Origin of the sequence: Rhodococcus jostii RHA1, from assembly GCF_000014565.1 — a bacterium.
In the GTDB taxonomy this organism is placed as follows: domain Bacteria; phylum Actinomycetota; class Actinomycetes; order Mycobacteriales; family Mycobacteriaceae; genus Rhodococcus_F; species Rhodococcus_F jostii_A.
In genome coordinates, this window is the sequence record NC_008268.1 from 2636436 (window position 1) to 2651830 (window position 15395).

Annotated in this window: 10 protein-coding genes; 3 read left to right on the top strand and 7 right to left on the bottom strand. The window is 67.4% G+C overall.

The window, feature by feature from the left end; all coding sequences use genetic code 11:
- Positions 1–14: 14 nt before the first annotated feature.
- Together RHA1_RS12170 and RHA1_RS12175 are read right to left on the bottom strand one after the other, a co-directional pair.
- On the bottom strand, positions 15–1196 hold the full coding sequence (locus RHA1_RS12170; RefSeq protein WP_011595215.1) for an acyl-CoA dehydrogenase family protein: 1182 nt from the start codon (positions 1194–1196) through the stop codon (positions 15–17).
- Between the two features lie 28 nt (positions 1197–1224).
- Positions 1225–2385, bottom strand: coding sequence for a 3-ketosteroid-9-alpha-monooxygenase, oxygenase component (locus tag RHA1_RS12175; RefSeq protein ID WP_016882564.1), 1161 nt, complete (start codon positions 2383–2385; stop codon positions 1225–1227).
- 226 nt (positions 2386–2611) lie between these two features.
- Between RHA1_RS12175 and RHA1_RS12180 the strand changes: the two genes are divergently transcribed.
- Positions 2612–3118 (top strand): hypothetical protein, encoded by a 507-nt coding sequence (locus tag RHA1_RS12180; RefSeq protein ID WP_011595217.1) that lies wholly within the window; start codon positions 2612–2614, stop codon positions 3116–3118.
- A 74-nt stretch (positions 3119–3192) separates the two neighbouring features.
- Here the strand turns inward: RHA1_RS12180 and RHA1_RS12185 are convergent, their stop codons facing one another.
- From RHA1_RS12185 to RHA1_RS12195, 3 genes are all read right to left on the bottom strand, one after another.
- Positions 3193–4815 (bottom strand): flavin-containing monooxygenase, encoded by a 1623-nt coding sequence (locus RHA1_RS12185; protein ID WP_029539178.1) that lies wholly within the window; start codon positions 4813–4815, stop codon positions 3193–3195.
- A 155-nt stretch (positions 4816–4970) separates the two neighbouring features.
- Positions 4971–5747, bottom strand: a complete 777-nt coding sequence (locus tag RHA1_RS12190) for an RsiV family protein (RefSeq protein WP_011595219.1) — start codon at positions 5745–5747, stop codon at positions 4971–4973.
- A 31-nt stretch (positions 5748–5778) separates the two neighbouring features.
- The gene (locus tag RHA1_RS12195; RefSeq protein ID WP_011595220.1) at positions 5779–10317 is read right to left on the bottom strand and encodes a non-ribosomal peptide synthetase; all 4539 of its coding nucleotides are present in this window, start codon (positions 10315–10317) and stop codon (positions 5779–5781) included.
- Between the two features lie 199 nt (positions 10318–10516).
- On the opposite strand from RHA1_RS12195, the gene RHA1_RS12200 reads away from it, so the two are divergent.
- Both RHA1_RS12200 and RHA1_RS12205 read left to right on the top strand, forming a co-directional pair.
- A complete protein-coding gene (locus tag RHA1_RS12200) occupies positions 10517–11500 on the top strand; it encodes an LLM class F420-dependent oxidoreductase (RefSeq protein WP_011595221.1) in 984 nt (327 codons plus the stop codon).
- 109 nt (positions 11501–11609) lie between these two features.
- A complete protein-coding gene (locus tag RHA1_RS12205; protein WP_009475182.1) occupies positions 11610–12614 on the top strand; it encodes an LLM class flavin-dependent oxidoreductase in 1005 nt (334 codons plus the stop codon).
- Between the two features lie 34 nt (positions 12615–12648).
- Here RHA1_RS12205 and RHA1_RS12210 read toward each other — a convergent pair whose 3' ends face one another.
- Complete coding sequence (locus RHA1_RS12210; RefSeq protein WP_009475183.1) at positions 12649–13761, bottom strand: NDMA-dependent alcohol dehydrogenase; 1113 nt, start codon at positions 13759–13761, stop codon at positions 12649–12651.
- Positions 13762–13784: 23 nt separating this feature from the next.
- Positions 13785–15293, bottom strand: a complete 1509-nt coding sequence (locus RHA1_RS12215) for an aldehyde dehydrogenase family protein (protein ID WP_011595222.1) — start codon at positions 15291–15293, stop codon at positions 13785–13787.
- Positions 15294–15395 lie beyond the last annotated feature (102 nt).

A 15395-nucleotide genomic window follows, 5' to 3' on the forward strand; every position in this document is an offset into this window, starting at 1 on the left:
AGGTCCGACGGCGGTCAGATCATCGACTTGAGGTTGTCGGCCGGGTCGAGGCCGAGGGAGCTGAGCGCCGAGGCGTGGTAGACGGTGCTAGGCACGTGGATGGCGTGCGCCAGGCCGGCGTGCGCGTCCCGCCAGTACCGCTGCAGCGGCTTGTCCATGCGTAGCGCGTTGCCGCCGGAGCGGGCGAAGATCTGGTCGACGGCGGTGACCGCACGCCACGCGGCACGCACCTGCGTCCGGCGCCCGGCCGCACGGTCCTCGAACGTGACTTCTCTGCCCGATTCGACGAGGTCCCAGATCCTGTCGACGTTGGCGAGCAGTTCCTGGCGTGCGGCGTTGATGTCGGCGGCGGCCTCGCCCACGGCGAACAGGACGTAGGGGTCGTCCTTGATCGCGGTGCCCTGCGCGCCGACGCGGTCGCGCTGGTAGTCGAGGTGAGCGGCCAAGGCGCCCTCGGCGATTCCCACCACGGCGGAGGAGATCCCGAGCGGGAACATCGTCGACCACGGCATGTTGTACAGCGTCTCGGTGCGCCCGAACTTCTGCACCGTGGTGCCGTTCATGACCTCGTCGGCGTCCATCACCCGGTAGTCGGGGACGAACGCGTTCCGGACGATGATGTCCTTGGAACCGGTGCCCTTGAGCCCGACGACGTTCCACGAGTCCTCGACGATCTCGTAGTCGCTGCGCGGCAGGATCATGTGCAGCATCTTCGGCGGCAGGGCCATGGCGCCGTCCTTGTCGCCGAGCATCGCGCCGAGGAAGATCCAGTCGCAGTGATCGGTTCCCGACGAGAACTGCCAGCGTCCAGTGAAGAGGTAGCCGCCGTCGACCGGGGTCGCGATCCCGGTCGGCGCGTACGGCGAGGCCATCCAGGTGTCGTTGTCGGCCGCCCACACCTCGTCCTGCACCTTCGGGTCGGCGAACGCCAGCTGCCAGGGGTGCACGCCGACGATGCCGCACACCCAACCGGTCGCCGGGTCGAGGGACGCCGCGGCCATCACCGTCTCCGCGAACTCGCGCGGATGAGCCTCGTAGCCGCCGAACTTGCCGGGCTGGAGGAGCTTGATCGGCCCGGCCTCGCGGAGCTTCTTCGCCGTGTCGTCGGGCAGCCGGCCGATCCGCTCGGCCTCGGGCGCCTGATCGCGGAGCTGATCCGCGATCGCCATGATGTTGTCGAGAACCTCGTGGGTCATCTGTCGTGTCCTTCTTCTCGGAGCCGGCTCAGGCGTTGGTGTCGAGCGGCACGACGCCGTTGGCGAGGTTGTCGGCAACCTCCGCCTCCCAGCTCTGCACCGCCCTGGTGGTGTCGATCTCGAATTCGAAGCGCTTGGTCATGTCGTCGGTGATGTCCTCGACGTCCACGTAGAACTGCTGGTACCAGCGACGCAGCTGGTACACCGGCCCGTCCTCCTCCGACAGCAGCGGGTTGTCGATGCGCGACTTGTTGAGCCAGATGTCGACGTCCTGCTTGAATCCGAGTTCCACGCCCTCGGCGAACTGCGCCGCCATGCCGTTCGCCACCTCGTCGGACAGCCCCTCGGGCTTCTTCACCATGGCGCCCCACTGCAGGACGAACGAATTCGCGGTGACCGGGTAGTGGCAGTTGATCAGCACCGTCTCGATCATCATGCCGTTCGCTTCGCTCCACAGCTTGTCGATCATGTAGGACGGGCCGAAGTACGACGCGTCCGAGCGCAGCGTCGAATTGGGGTCGTCGTAACTGGTGCCCACCGAGATGTCGTGGCGGGGCGTCGACTGCATGTACTGGGTGGCCACGTGCCCTTCGAAGACGTTCTTGAAGTAGCGCGGGAACGAGAAGTGGACGTAGTAGAAGTGCGCCATGTCGACCACGTTGTCGACGATCTCGCGGCAGTGCGAGCCCTCGACGAGCAGCGAATTCCAGGTCCAGTCGGTCCATTCCGGGGAGCCGAATCCCTCGATCTCGGGGATCGTCACGTCGGCGGGCGGCGGGTTGCCCTGCGGGTCGTTCCAGACGTAGAGCTGCCCGTTGCGCTCGATGGTCGTCCAGGCCCGGGTCCGCGCCAGCGGCGGGACACGTCGCGCATACGGGATTCCCGTGCACTTGCCGTTGCCGCCCCAGCGCCAGTCGTGGAACGGGCAGGCGATGGAGTCGCCCTTCACGGTGCCGTGCGCCAGGTTGCCACCCATGTGGCGGCAGTAGGCGTCGAGCACACTGAGGGTCCCGTCGGACGTCTCGAACACCACCAGCGACGTCCCGAACGCATCGATCTGATGCGGGGTGCCGTCCCTGAAGGTCTTCGCCAGACCCAGGCAATGCCACCCCCGCGCGAAACGCGTTGGTGCCGATCCCACTTCGATCATCCGGACTTCGTCGCCGTCAACGGCACTGTTGCGCGCCATGTCTACCTCCGCCTCGCTGTACGTCAAGAACACCCTCGGGGTGTGGTGTAGCTCATAGTCGGCGTACGCGGTCGGCTGCGGTACCCGACTCTCCCACTCAGCGAGAGGCTTTCGTATCCACGCCTCGGAGCGGAAGTTCGGCGTCCCGATCACAGGGACCACACCCCCCGTTTACGGGCCGCGGCGACTACCGTCCGGATCACATACCCGGAAATTGGGAGGAACGATGGCCGCACTCATCTCTTCGCAGCCGTACACAGCGGAGGTTCGCCGGCTCTGCGCCGACGCCGTTCCGAGCGGGGTGGTCGTCGCACCCGAGCCGGGGGCGGCCGTCGAGCACGACTTCCTCCTGCTGCGACCGCACCGGACCTCACACGACGCCCTGTCCCCGCAGGTCCGGAGGGTGGGCGACCACGACCTGCTCGTCCGCTTCCGCAACCGCGACGAGCAGCTGGTCTTCGAGTTCTGGACGAACAGCTTCACCGGAACTCCGACGTCCGACGACCAGTCGGTGGACCTGCTGGAGCGCTACTGCGCCGAGCAGTTCCCAGGGACTCTCCGCAGGTTCCGCACCCGCATCCGGCAGGCCGTGCCGTCCGGGGCAGACTTCTCCGCGTCGCTGCGGCAGACGTACGTCCAGGACGGCGCACGCATGGCGGACGTCACCGTCACGTGCACACGGGGCGATGCCGTGCTCGCTCAGGCGTGGGCCACGTACGCGCTGCCCGACTGAGCTCGACCTCGTTCTCCCACGAATTGGTCAGCCGCGCAGGCAATTGCCTGCGCGGCTGACCATCGTCTGTGAAACTACCCCACCGGGTCGGCCAGCCTCGTCCGGGACCGGCTGAACTCGAAACCGCGGAACCCCTCTTCGGCGACGTCCGCGCAGATCCGCCCGTACGCGCCGAAGCCCCCGAGGTACGGCATGAACACGCGGGGCTTGCCCGGGATGTTCGCGCCCATGTACCAGGAGTTTGCCAAGGGGAACAGGGTCTGCGCGGCAAGGTCGCGGCAGTGCTCCACCCACTGCTCGGTGGCGGGGACGGACGCCTCGATCGCGTCGTAGTCCTTCTCCCACAGGTGCTCGATGCAGTCCGCGATCCAGTCGACGTGCTGTTCGGCGCCGAGCACCATGTTCGCCAGCACCGACGGGCTTCCCGGCCCCGTCACGACGAACAGGTTCGGGAACCCCGGAACACCCAGACCGAGATAGGTTTTCGGCCCCTCACTCCAGTACTCGGAAAGCGGCACACCGCCGCGTCCGACGATCCGCATGCGGTCGAGGGCGCCGGTCATGGCATCGAATCCGGTGGCGAACACCAGCGTGTCGAGGGCGTAGTCGGCGTCGGCGGTGGTGATCCCCGACGGGGTGATCGACTCGATCGGCGCCGCCTTCAGATCCACCAGGGTGACATTCGGCCGGTTGTACGTTTCGAAATAGTGGGTGTCGGTGACGATCCGCTTGGTCCCGATGGGGTGATCGTTCGGGATCAGCTTGTCCGCGACGGCGGGGTCGTCGACGAGCAGGCGGATCTTTTCCTCGGCGAACTCGCGTGCCGTCGCGTTCGCGGCCTCGGTCTTCGTCTGGTCCGGAAAGGTTTTCGCGAACAGCACCCCGCCGAGCTTCCACCGCGTTTCGTAGGCCTCGCGACGTTCCTCGTCGGAGACGTCCAGCGCCGACTTCGGGTGGGCGTTGTACGGCGAGCCGCCACCGCTTTCCCTGGACAGCCTCCGGCGCTCCTCGTAACCCGCCTTGATCGCGCGCCGCATCTCGTCGTCCCACGCCTGGTTGCCCGCCGGGACGCTGTAGTTGGCGCTGCGCTGGAACACGTACAGGTGTTCGGCCTGCTCGGCGATGAGGGGAATCGACTGAATTCCCGAGGAACCGGTGCCGATGATCCCGACCCGCCTGCCGGTGAAGTCGACACCCTCGTGCGGCCACTGACCGGTGTGATGGGTGTCCCCGGTGAACGATTCACGGCCGGCGATGTTCGGCATGTTCGCGGTGGACAGCGCACCGGTCGCGAAGATGCAGTACCGGGCGGACAGGACGTCGCCGCGGTCGGTGCGTACCTCCCACCGCAGCGACTCCTCGTCCAGTTCCGCGGAGGTCACCCGGGTGCCGAACAGGAAACGGTCGCGCAGGTCGAACCGGTCCGCGACATGATTGATGTACGCCAGGATCTCGGGCTGGGTGGCGTACTTCTCGCTCCAGTCCCACTCCTGCTCGAGTTCCCGCGAGAACGAGTACGAATAGTCGACGCTTTCCACGTCGCACCGGGCGCCGGGATAGCGGTTCCAGAACCACGTTCCACCGACGCCTCCCGCCGCCTCCACACCCTGGACGGTCAGACCCAGGCTCCGCAACTTGTGGACGGCGTACAGTCCCGCGAATCCCGCGCCGACGACAACCGCGTCCACGTCGCCGATCCGATTCGCACGAGCATCAACTTCGGTGCGTGCACTCACGGGCGCGCTCCTCTCCCATTCGACAGACACATTCGGCAGCAAAGGCCTGTCTGGGACGGTAGGTCGCGGCACCGGGGCAGCCACAGGTTCGTTCCCGGTGAGCGGTCGGGCAGCGCCTAGCTCGACACGACGGGAGCGAGAGCGGGGTCGATCACGTCGGCCAGGGCGTCCCACGGCACGGTGACGGTGACGAGTCCGATCGCGTGCGGTCCCACCTGGTAGTCGTTGAAATGAATCTCCATGCCTGCCGGGGTGGCAAGCCAGTTCGCGAAGTTCGCCTCGGTCGGCTCGATGCCGCTGCGCTCGAAGTCCGCTCCGGCGACCGTCGTGGGGAGCAGGCGCGCGGATTCGTCCGACAGCGTCTGCAGTCCCGCCGGCAGGTCGGGGAAGAGATCGCCGAGCGTGATCGGCGCGGCAGTATCGGCATTCACCACCACCGTCGCGACGATCGGTGTCGGATGCGCACCGGGTGGGTCCGCGTTCCACGACGTCACCAGCAGCCCACTGATCACGTGCTCGCCGATGTGCGCGACGCTGTGCTCCTGGCTGCTCAGCGTGAAGGCGTCGGTGCCCCAGCCGTCGATCTGGTCCTGGAGTGCGGCGCGCATCGATTCGTTGAACTCGGCGGTGACGGCCGGATTTCCACCCTCGATCTGTGGGATGAGCACGTCGTAGCCGACGCGGCCGGTGGAACCCGTGACCTGCAACTCGGTCTCCGTGTAGGGCAGGCCCGCGGACGTGGTCGCCTCGGTGCCGGGCGTGTCCGCGGCGGTGACGGTCGTCGTTGTCGACGGCTCGCTCACCGCGGTGCCCGTCTGGTCGGAGCAGGCGGCCGAGGCGAGGACGACCGCAACGAGCGCCGCTGCCCGACTACATCTCCGGATGCCGCTCATGAGCTATCTCTACCACGTCGATTCCCCGGGGTCACCTACCGATCGGGTCGACGATGGTGTGCAGCGTGTCGACGAAACCCTGTGCGGTGGACGCGTCGTAGAGGTCGGCGGAATACACCAGTTCGGCATCGATTCCGGCGGGCCTCCCGTCGACGTCGTGACGTTCGGTGAAGTGGAAGTGCAGATCGCACTTGGCGATGTCGAGTGGACGGGGTGTGACCTCGAAGTCGAGCCCGGACACGTTCAGGGCCGCGGGAGCGAAGTTGTTCAGCGACAACGCAACCTGGAACAGCGGGTGCAGGGACGGCGACCTCGGCGGGTCGAGTACCTGGACGAGTCGCTCGAATTGCACGTCGGCATTCGCCAGAGCCCGAAGCTCCACGCCGCGTGATCGATCGACGATGTCGCACAGCGTCATCGTCGGGTCCACCCGGGTTCGCAGAACCAGCGTGTTGACGAACATTCCCACCACGTCGTCGAGCGCCGAGTCTCCCCGGCCGGCGATCGGAGTTCCGATCGCGATGTCGGGGTCGCCGCTGACACGGGCGAGCAGTACCGCCACTGCCGACCTGAGCGCCGTGAACAGGCTGGCGTGGTGCTCGTGCGCTGTGGCGAGCAGGCCTCGGTGCGCATGCTCGTCGAGGGAGAACGGAAGTCGTCCCGCTCGGTAGGTCCACCGGTGCGGCCTGGGGCGATCGGTGGGCAGCGCGAGCTCCCCCCGAAGTCCCGACAGCTCCTTCGTCCAGTGGGCGATCTGCCGGGACGCGACACTGCCCGGGTCGGCCTCGTCACCGAGCAATGCCCGGCGCCACACGGTGTAGTCGGCGTAGTGCACGATCGGCGGCTCCCACACGGGCTCACTGCCGTTCGCCCGGGCACGGTAGGAGTCGGCGAGATCTCGTGCCAATGGTGCAAGCGACCAGCCGTCGACGGCGATGTGGTGGATGACGCAGGCCAGAAGGTGGTCGCAGTCGCCGATCCGGAACAGCCGGGCGCGCAGCGGAGGCTCGCGCCGCACGTCGAATCCTGCGGACAGCAGTTCCGACGTCTGCGCCGCCACGTCCGCGCCGCCGGACTCCACCGGAGTCAGGTCGGGCAACACATCGGCCACGTCGAGCACACGCTGGTACGGCCCCGACGGCGAGTCGGGAAACACCGTTCGCAACGAGCGGTGCCGGTGCAGGACGTCCGCCATCGCCGAGCGCAGGGCGTCGACGTCGAATGCGCCGCGTACTCGTACCGTGAACGGGATGTTGTGGAGAGCGCGTTCCCCTCTGGCGCGGTCGATGAAGTACTGCGACGGGGACAGCGGCACCCGGTCCGGCAGTGGTGCGGCGCCCAACTTCGGTCCGCCGGACCGCCCCGCGCTCTGCGGGCGTGCCCCGGCGTCCGCGATCGTCCGCGCGAGCGCCGCGACCGTCGGTGCATCGAAGAGTTCGCGCACGCCCAGCGTGGTTCCCAGCTCGGCGTTGATCGTCGCGACCACCCGGATGGCCGACAGCGAATCGCCGCTGAGATCGAAGAAGGAATCGTCGGCGCCGACCGTATCCACGCCGAGTACCGCGGCGAACACCCGCGCGACGCGGCGCTCGGCCGGGGTCTCGGGGTCACGATGAGGCACCGAAACCGAGCCGAACTCCGGCAGCGGGAGCGCCGCCCGGTCGAGCTTCCCCGTCGGTGTCAACGGGATCGAGTTCACGAGCATGATCGATTTCGGAACCATGTAGTCCGGCAGCAATCGCGCCAGGTGCGCCTTCAACGTTTCGCGATCGATCGACGCGTCCCCCTCGGCCATGATGTAGGACACCAGGGTCGGATCTCCGGCCGAATTCCGTTGCACCACCGTCGCGGCGAAGGCGACGCCCGGATGCGCGTTCAGCGTGGCGTTGATCTCGCCCAGCTCGACACGGAAACCTCGGATCTTGATCTGGTCGTCCGCCCTGTCCAGAAACTCGAGCGTTCCTGCCGCCGTCCACCGCACCACGTCCCCGGTGCGGAACATCCGGGAGCCGCTGCGGCCGAACGGGTCGGCGACGAACCGGGACGCGGTCATCCCGGGGCGCCGATGGTAGCCCCGGGCGAGTGCCGGGGTGGCGAGGTAGAGCTCACCGACAGCACCCGGCGGAAGCGGGCGTAGACGGTGATCCAGAACCACCGCGTCCACGCCCCGCATGAGCGAGCCGATCGTCATCCGCTCGTCCGGTGACAGCGGATCCGTGAGAGTGACACTGCACGTCGTCTCCGTCGGACCGTACGCGTTCCGCATGGTCCGGCCACCGGCCCACCGCCGCGCCAGCTCCTGCGGACACGCCTCCCCTCCGACCAGCACCACCTCCAATTCGTCCAGGACGCAGGAGTCGACGGCGGCCAGGGCGGACGGCGTCATCAGGAGGTGGGTGACGTGTTCGTCACGCAACAGCCGTGACAGTTCCTCGCCGCCGAACACCCCGGGTGGGGTCACGACGAGCGTCGCGCCGCCGACACAGGCCGCGAGCACTTCGACGAGCGCGGTGTCGAAGCTCGGCGAGGCGAATTGCAGGACACGCGAACGCGCGGACACCGCGTACTTGTCCCGAATCTCCTGGGCGAGGTTGGCAAGGCCGCGATGGGTGACGACGACGCCCTTCGGCGCCCCCGTCGACCCGGACGTGTAGATCAGATACGCGGGATGGTCCACGAGCAGCGGACGGGTCCGTTCCGCATCCGGGAGGGCTTCTTCACAGAGGTTTTCGAGGTCGTCGATATCCGTGGTCAACCATGCGACGGTGCCGGGCAGTCGGGCGCGCTCTGTGCGGACGGTCAGCCCGACTGTCGCACCGCAATCGTCCAGGGCGTACGCGATGCGAGCGCTCGGGTGCGCGGGATCGATCGGAACGTAGGCCGCGCCGGCCTTCGCGACGGCCCACAACGCCAGCACCGACTCGAGCGACCGCGGGATGGAGACCGCGACGATGCTCTCGGGTCCGATGCCCCGGCCGGTCAGGAGCCGGGCGAGCCGGCAGGCGAGCCGGTCCAGGTCACCGTAGGACAGTTCGCGGCCGCGGTCGCGGATCGCGATCGCCTCCGGGTGGTCGGCGACGGTCCCCGCGAGGAGACGGTCGAGTGTGATCGGGTCGGCATCCGGAAGTCCCTGCGCGGGAGCGAATTCTCCGCACTCGCCGGCGAGGAAGACGTCGAGGTCGGCGACCGGTCGTTCCGACTCGACCGATGCGGTGAACCTGTCGAGGTAGGCGAGGAAACGCACATGATGTCCGGTCAGTTCGGCGTGGTCGTACAGTGCCGGATTTCCCTCGAAGTCGATGCGGGCGGCACTGCCCTCGGCCCCGGGATAGATGTTGACGGCGAGGTCCGCGACGGGACCGGTGGTGAGTACCCGAACCGTCCCGTTCACGGAGCCGAGCGTGATCTCCTTCGTGAACATCATGACGTTGACCACCGGACCGAAATGCAGGAGTTCGACACCGCCCGTAGCGAGGTCCCGGCCGATGTCCTCGCGGCGGTAGCGTTGATGCCGCAGTGCCGCTGTCAACGCCGTCTCGGCGGTTCCGACCGCCTGACGGACGGTGGCAGAGCCGATTCCGCTCAGCCGCAACGGAATCACATTGGAGACCGAGCCGCCCGAATACCTGAGGCGGGCCGTCGTTCTCGCCGACACCGGAAGCGACAGGACCACGTCGTCGACGCCGGTCATCCTGGCGAGGTACGAGGCGAAGGCGGCGACCGTCACCGCCGTCGAATTCCGTGAGCTCCCGCTCGGGCTCGTGTGCCCGGTCGCCGTCCGGGCGTCGATGTCCGGTCGCGCCGTGCGACCGCTGAGACTGAGGACCGACGCCAGGTCGCCGCCGGAGTCGCGCCAGTAGTCGCGGTCCCGGGCGAACCGGGTCGAGGCACGGTAGGTCGCGTCCTCCCGCACGAGACGTTCCGGCCCCACGATCCGGCTGTCCGGCGGCTCCCTGCCCTCGGTGGCGGCGACATACAGTTCGGCCGTGCGGCTCATCAGCATCATCGCGGCGTACCCGTCCGACACGATGTGGTGAGCGCGGGAGTACCAGTAGTAGTGATCGTCGCCCAGCTGCAGAATGCGCGAGACGAGGAGCGGTCCGTCGTACATGTCGGTGCGAGCGCTCCGGTCGTTCCGCATCCAGCGGTGGGCAGCGTCCACGGGATCGTCCTCGCCGCGAAGGTCCGTGGTGGGCACCCGGTCGTCGACGGTCGGGTCCACGACCTGATGCGGCTGCCCGTCGATGTCCACCAGGCGCACCGCTCCCCAGCCGAATTCGCGATTCGCGCGCCGGGTGGCTTCAGACAGAACGGCAAGGTCGACCGGACCGCGCAGATCGACGTAGTGGGCGATGACGTACGGAATCTCCGGCGTGAGCTGTTGCGCGAACCAGATGGATCTCTGCGCCGCGGTCAGCGGGAAGGCGCCCACGGCCGCTCGCGCCGGGCGCGCCGGGCGCCCGAGTGGGCGTTCCACGATGGCGACGTCGGGCCGGACAGGTGCGGGCCTTTCCGGGCAGGCGCACGCCGTGCCGCCGGATTGCTGCTGCGAATCGAAATCGAAATTCATCTTTCCCCCTCAGGCTGCGCTCTGCACTCCATCACCCCACTGCGCAGAGTCGTCGCGGATGTCGGATCGGCGACTGCTATGGCACCAACCATCAGCCTCCTCGCCCCACACCGCCTTCACCAGGCACCCCAGGGTGCGCACCCGCCTACCCTCGAATTTGGGGAGGTGCCCGCGCCGCCATCCGAGTAGCGTCGAACGGGTGACTATTCGCCTTGGATACCAGATGCCGAATTTCAGTTACTCCACCCCCGTCGCGGACCTGTTCCCGACCGTTATCGCGCAGGCCCGTGAGGCCGAATCCGCGGGCTTCGACACCGCGTTCGTGATGGACCACTTCTATCAACTGCCGGGCATCGGTGCGCCCGACGAACCGATGCTCGAGGCGTATACCGCCCTCGGCGCCCTCGCCACGGCCACCGACAACATCCAGCTGTCCGCACTGGTCACCGGCAACACCTACCGCAACCCGCCCATGCTCGCCAAGGCGGTGACCACCCTGGACGTCGCCAGCGGCGGGCGGGCCGTCCTCGGAATCGGCGCCGGCTGGTTCGAACTCGAGCACACGCAGTACGGATACGAGTTCGGCACGTTCACCGACCGATTCGAACGGCTCGAGGAGGCACTGCAGATCATTGCGCCGATGCTGCACGGCGAACGTCCGACGTTCGACGGCAAGTGGTATCACGTCGAGAACGCGATCAACGAGCCGCGGATCCGCGACGACCTGCCGATCATGCTGGGAGGTGGCGGTGAGAAGAAGACGTTCGGGCTCGCCGCCCGGTTCGCGGACCATCTGAACATCATCTGCAACGCCCGCGAACTGCCGCGCAAGCTCGAGGCTCTCGATACCCGGTGCTCGGAGATCGGTCGCGACCGGTCCACGCTGGAGACCAGCTACCTGGCCTTCGTCATCATCGACGAGGACGGCGACCGCGCCCGGCAGCTCCAGCACGAGTTCCTGCTCACGCAGGGCGTCGACCTGTCGACGGCGTCGGACGAGGAACGCGCCGCCGCCACCGACCGGCAGTTCTGCGGTGCCCCCGACGAGGTGGCCGAACAGCTGAAGACCCGTGTCCTCGACGCGGGAATCGACGGCATCGTCCTCAACCTCGTCGCCAACGGGCACGAACCCGGCATCGTCGAACTCACCGGGCGCACGTTGCGTCCCCTGGTCGACGCCTGACCGCTCCGGCCGCCCGGAATACGCGCACTACCTCTGCGGTTACACCCAGAGGTAGTGCGTGAGGCTGACCTCTCGCGCCTGTTCTTGGTGACGAAAGGTAACGAATCTCGTGAGCGCTGTTCTGTCGATTCTCGATCTGGCCTACATCCGCGAGGGCGACACGGCGCGGGACAGTTTCGATGCGAGCGTGAAGCTCGCGCAACTCGCGGAGACCCGCGGGTACCGCCGCATCTGGTACGCGGAGCACCACAACATGCCGTCGATCGGCTCGTCCGCGACGAGCGTCCTCATCGCGCACGTCGCCGCGCACACCGAGAGCATCCGGCTCGGCGCAGGCGGCATCATGCTGCCGAACCACGCGCCGCTGACGATTGCGGAGCAGTTCGGCACCCTCGAGACACTGCACCCCGGTCGCATCGACCTCGGACTCGGACGCGCCCCGGGCAGTGATCAGAAGACGATGTATGCGCTGCGCCGCGACCCGGCGTCCGCGGACCGCTTCCCGCAGGACGTGCTGGAACTCCAGGCATACCTCCGCGGTGTGTCACGGGTTCCCGGCGTCGACGCGATCCCCGGCAAGGGTACGAACGTTCCCCTCTACATCCTCGGGTCCTCGACGTTCGGCGCACAGCTCGCCGCGAAGCTCGGACTCCCCTACGCCAACGCGTCCCACTTCTCCCCCGACTCGCTCGTCGACGCCGTCACGCTGTACCGGGAGAGATTCGAGCCCTCCGAGGATCTGTCCGAGCCGTACGTCATCGCCGGCGTCAACGCCATCGCCGCGGACACCACCGAGGACGCGCACCGGCAGTTCGAGGCGTCCCTGCGGCGGCGGGTGGTGCAGATGGTCGGTCGCGGGCAGAAATTCACCCCCGAGGAGGTCGACCTCATCATGACGTCCCCGGCAGGTCAGCAGGTCGCGCAGATGGTGCGCTACTCCGCCGTCGGAACGCCGACCGAGGTCAAGACGTACCTCGACGAGTTCGCCGAGCACGCGCAGGCCGACGAGCTGATCGTCGCCTCCCATGCCGAGAACACCGAGTCCTGGCTGAAGACGTACGACCTGCTCGCCGACGTGTGGCGCGGAGCTCCCGTGCGCCCTTCTGGTAGCTAGCACAACCAGAAAGGCGCACGGGCGGCGAAGCCGCCTACTGCTGGTGGACGATCACGCCACGCAGGTTCTTTCCGTCCCGCAGATCCTGGTAACCCTCGTTCACCTGCTCGAGCGTGTACTTGGTGGTGATCAGCTCGTCGAGCTTGAGCTGACCCGCGTCGTACAGGCGCAGCAGGCGGACGATGTCGTACTGCGGGTTGGCCGAACCGAACAGCGAACCCTTGATCGTCTTCTGGTTCAGGGTCAGGTCGGTTCCCGAGATGTGCACGGTGAGCTTGGCGGGGTCGGCGAGGCCGGTGATGACGACGGTGCCGCCCTTGCCGATGACGGCGGTCGCGTTCTGCACCACCTCTTCGTCGACGGTGCCCACCAGGATGAGGGCCTGATCGGCGCCCTGACCCCAGGTCAGTTCGTTGACCTTCTCCGCCGCGGTCGCGGCGTCCGCGAACGCGTGGGTGGCGCCGAACTTCAGCGCGGCCTCCCGCTTCATCGCCACCGGATCCACCACCACGACGTACTTGGCGCCGGAGCTGACCGCGCCCTGCACGGCGTTGATGCCGAGACCGCCGATGCCGTAGATGACGACCGTGTCACCGGCGCGAACTCCGCCGGCGTACACCGCGGTGCCCCAACCGGACGGCACACCGCAGCCGACGAGGACGGCGGTCTCCAGGGGGAGCCAGTCGTCCACCTTCACCACCGAGTGCTGCGAGATGGTGGCGCGCTCGGCGAACGTACCGAGCATGCACATGGCACCGAAATCCTGCTTGCCCGAGTGGAACCGGAACGAGCCGTCGGGCATCGACCCCTCGAGGATGGTGGCGCCCATGTCACACAGGTTCTGGCGGCCGGTGGCACAGTACCGACACGTGCCGCAGTTCGGGATGAAGCTGCAGACCACGTGGTCGCCGGGCTTCACCTTGGTGACACCGGGGCCGACTTCCTCGATGATGCCGGAACCCTCGTGCCCGCCGACGATCGGGAAACGCGGCGGCAGATCGCCGTCGGTGAGGTGCAGGTCCGAGTGGCACAGGCCTGCCGCGACATACTTGATGAGCACTTCGCCAGGGCCCGGACCGTCGAGCTCGAGTTCCACGATTTCGAACGGCTTGTGCGTTTCGAACAGAACCGCTGCTTTGGTCTTCATGTCTTCTCCTCGTTGAGTGACGGTCAGAGTGCGATGTTGACGGCTTTGGTCTGGGTGTAGAGATCGATGGCGGTCGCCCCGAGCTCACGTCCCCAACCGGACTGCTTGTATCCGCCGAACGGCATGGCGGTGTCGAACCCGTTGTACTGATTGATCCACACCGAACCGGCCTTGAGCTGACGGGCCGTGAGGTGCGCCTTGGACAGATCCTTGGTCCAGATTCCGGCGGCGAGGCCGTAGATGCTGCTGTTCGCCGCCTTCGCGACTCCCTCCTCTGCGTTGAACGGGAGCGCTGCGACGACGGGGCCGAAGATCTCCTCCTCCACGATGCTGAACTCGGGTTTCACGTCCACGAACACCGTCGGCTCGACATAGAAGCCGGTGTCGCCCCAGCGCTTTCCGCCGGTGAGGGCGCGGGCGCCGTCGGCGAGTCCGGCGGCCAGGTAGCCGGTGACCTTGTCGAACTGCTCCTGCGACACCAGCGGTCCGAGCTGGGTGGTGGGGTCGAGTCCGGGGCCGATCTTGACCTGGCTGGCGGCCTCGGCGACCGCTGCGGTGAAGTCGTCGAAGATGCTGTCCTCGACGAACATCCGGGTGCCTGCGACGCAGCACTGGCCGTGGTTGAACAGCCAGGCGTTGAGCGATCCGGTGACGGCGGCGTCGAAGTCGGCGTCCGCGAACACGACGTTGGCGCTCTTGCCGCCGAGTTCGAGCGACACCTTCTTGAGGTTGCCCCGGGCGGCGTCGACGATCTTCTTCCCGACCTCGGTGGAGCCGGTGAACGCAATCTTGTCGACGTCGTCGTGGGCGGACAATGCCGCGCCGGCGTCGCCGTAGCCGGTGACGATGTTGACGACGCCGGGCGGGAAGCCGGCCTCCTCGAACACCTCGCCGAGCAGGATCGCGGTGAGCGGGGTCTGCTCCGCGGGCTTGAGAATCACCGTGTTGCCTGCGGCGAGCGCGGGCGCCAGCTTGAATGCGGCCATGAGCAGCGGGAAGTTCCAGGGAACGATCAGACCGCAGACGCCGACGGGTTCGCGCAGCGTGTACGCATGGAACTGGCCGCCGGGGACGAACGGCATGCTCACGTTGACCGTGCTGCCCTCGATCTTGGTGGCCCAGCCCGCGAAGTAGCGGAAGATGTCGGCCGACCAGGCGACGTCGACAGCCGCGGCGATGCCCGCCGACTTGCCGTTGTCCAGCGCCTCGAGCTGACCGAATTCCTCGGCGCGCTCGGAGAGGATGTCGCCGACCCGCCAGATCAGCCGTTCCCGCTCGTTGGGCTTCATGGTGGCCCACGGGCCCTCGTCGAATGCCGTACGAGCGGCCCGGACCGCGCGGTCTACGTCTTCGGCACCACCGCGTGCGACGGTGGTCAGCACCTGCCCGGTGGCCGGGTCGATCGTCTCGAACGTCTCGCCGCTCGCCGATTCCACCCACTGCCCTCCGACGAGAAATCGCTTGGTGCCGGACAGAAAGTTCCGTACCGACGGCAAGAGTTCCGCTTGGCTGGGTTCGATCGTCGCTGTCATCAAAACCTCCGAAGTTGTGAATGTGACGTGGCTCATAGTGCACTGGTTGCCATATCACTAACTGTCCTGACTTCGGACACCTCCGGACGGTCGCGGATCGGT

Coding starts and splice junctions, on each gene's coding strand:
- RHA1_RS12175 (WP_016882564.1), bottom strand. CDS start 2,385: ATGGCGCGCAACAGTGCCGTTGACGGCGACGAAGTCCGGATGATCGAA.
- RHA1_RS12215 (WP_011595222.1), bottom strand. CDS start 15,293: ATGACAGCGACGATCGAACCCAGCCAAGCGGAACTCTTGCCGTCGGTA.
- RHA1_RS12190 (WP_011595219.1), bottom strand. CDS start 5,747: ATGAGCGGCATCCGGAGATGTAGTCGGGCAGCGGCGCTCGTTGCGGTC.
- RHA1_RS12210 (WP_009475183.1), bottom strand. CDS start 13,761: ATGAAGACCAAAGCAGCGGTTCTGTTCGAAACGCACAAGCCGTTCGAA.
- RHA1_RS12180 (WP_011595217.1), top strand. CDS start 2,612: ATGGCCGCACTCATCTCTTCGCAGCCGTACACAGCGGAGGTTCGCCGG.
- RHA1_RS12170 (WP_011595215.1), bottom strand. CDS start 1,196: ATGACCCACGAGGTTCTCGACAACATCATGGCGATCGCGGATCAGCTC.
- RHA1_RS12195 (WP_011595220.1), bottom strand. CDS start 10,317: ATGAATTTCGATTTCGATTCGCAGCAGCAATCCGGCGGCACGGCGTGC.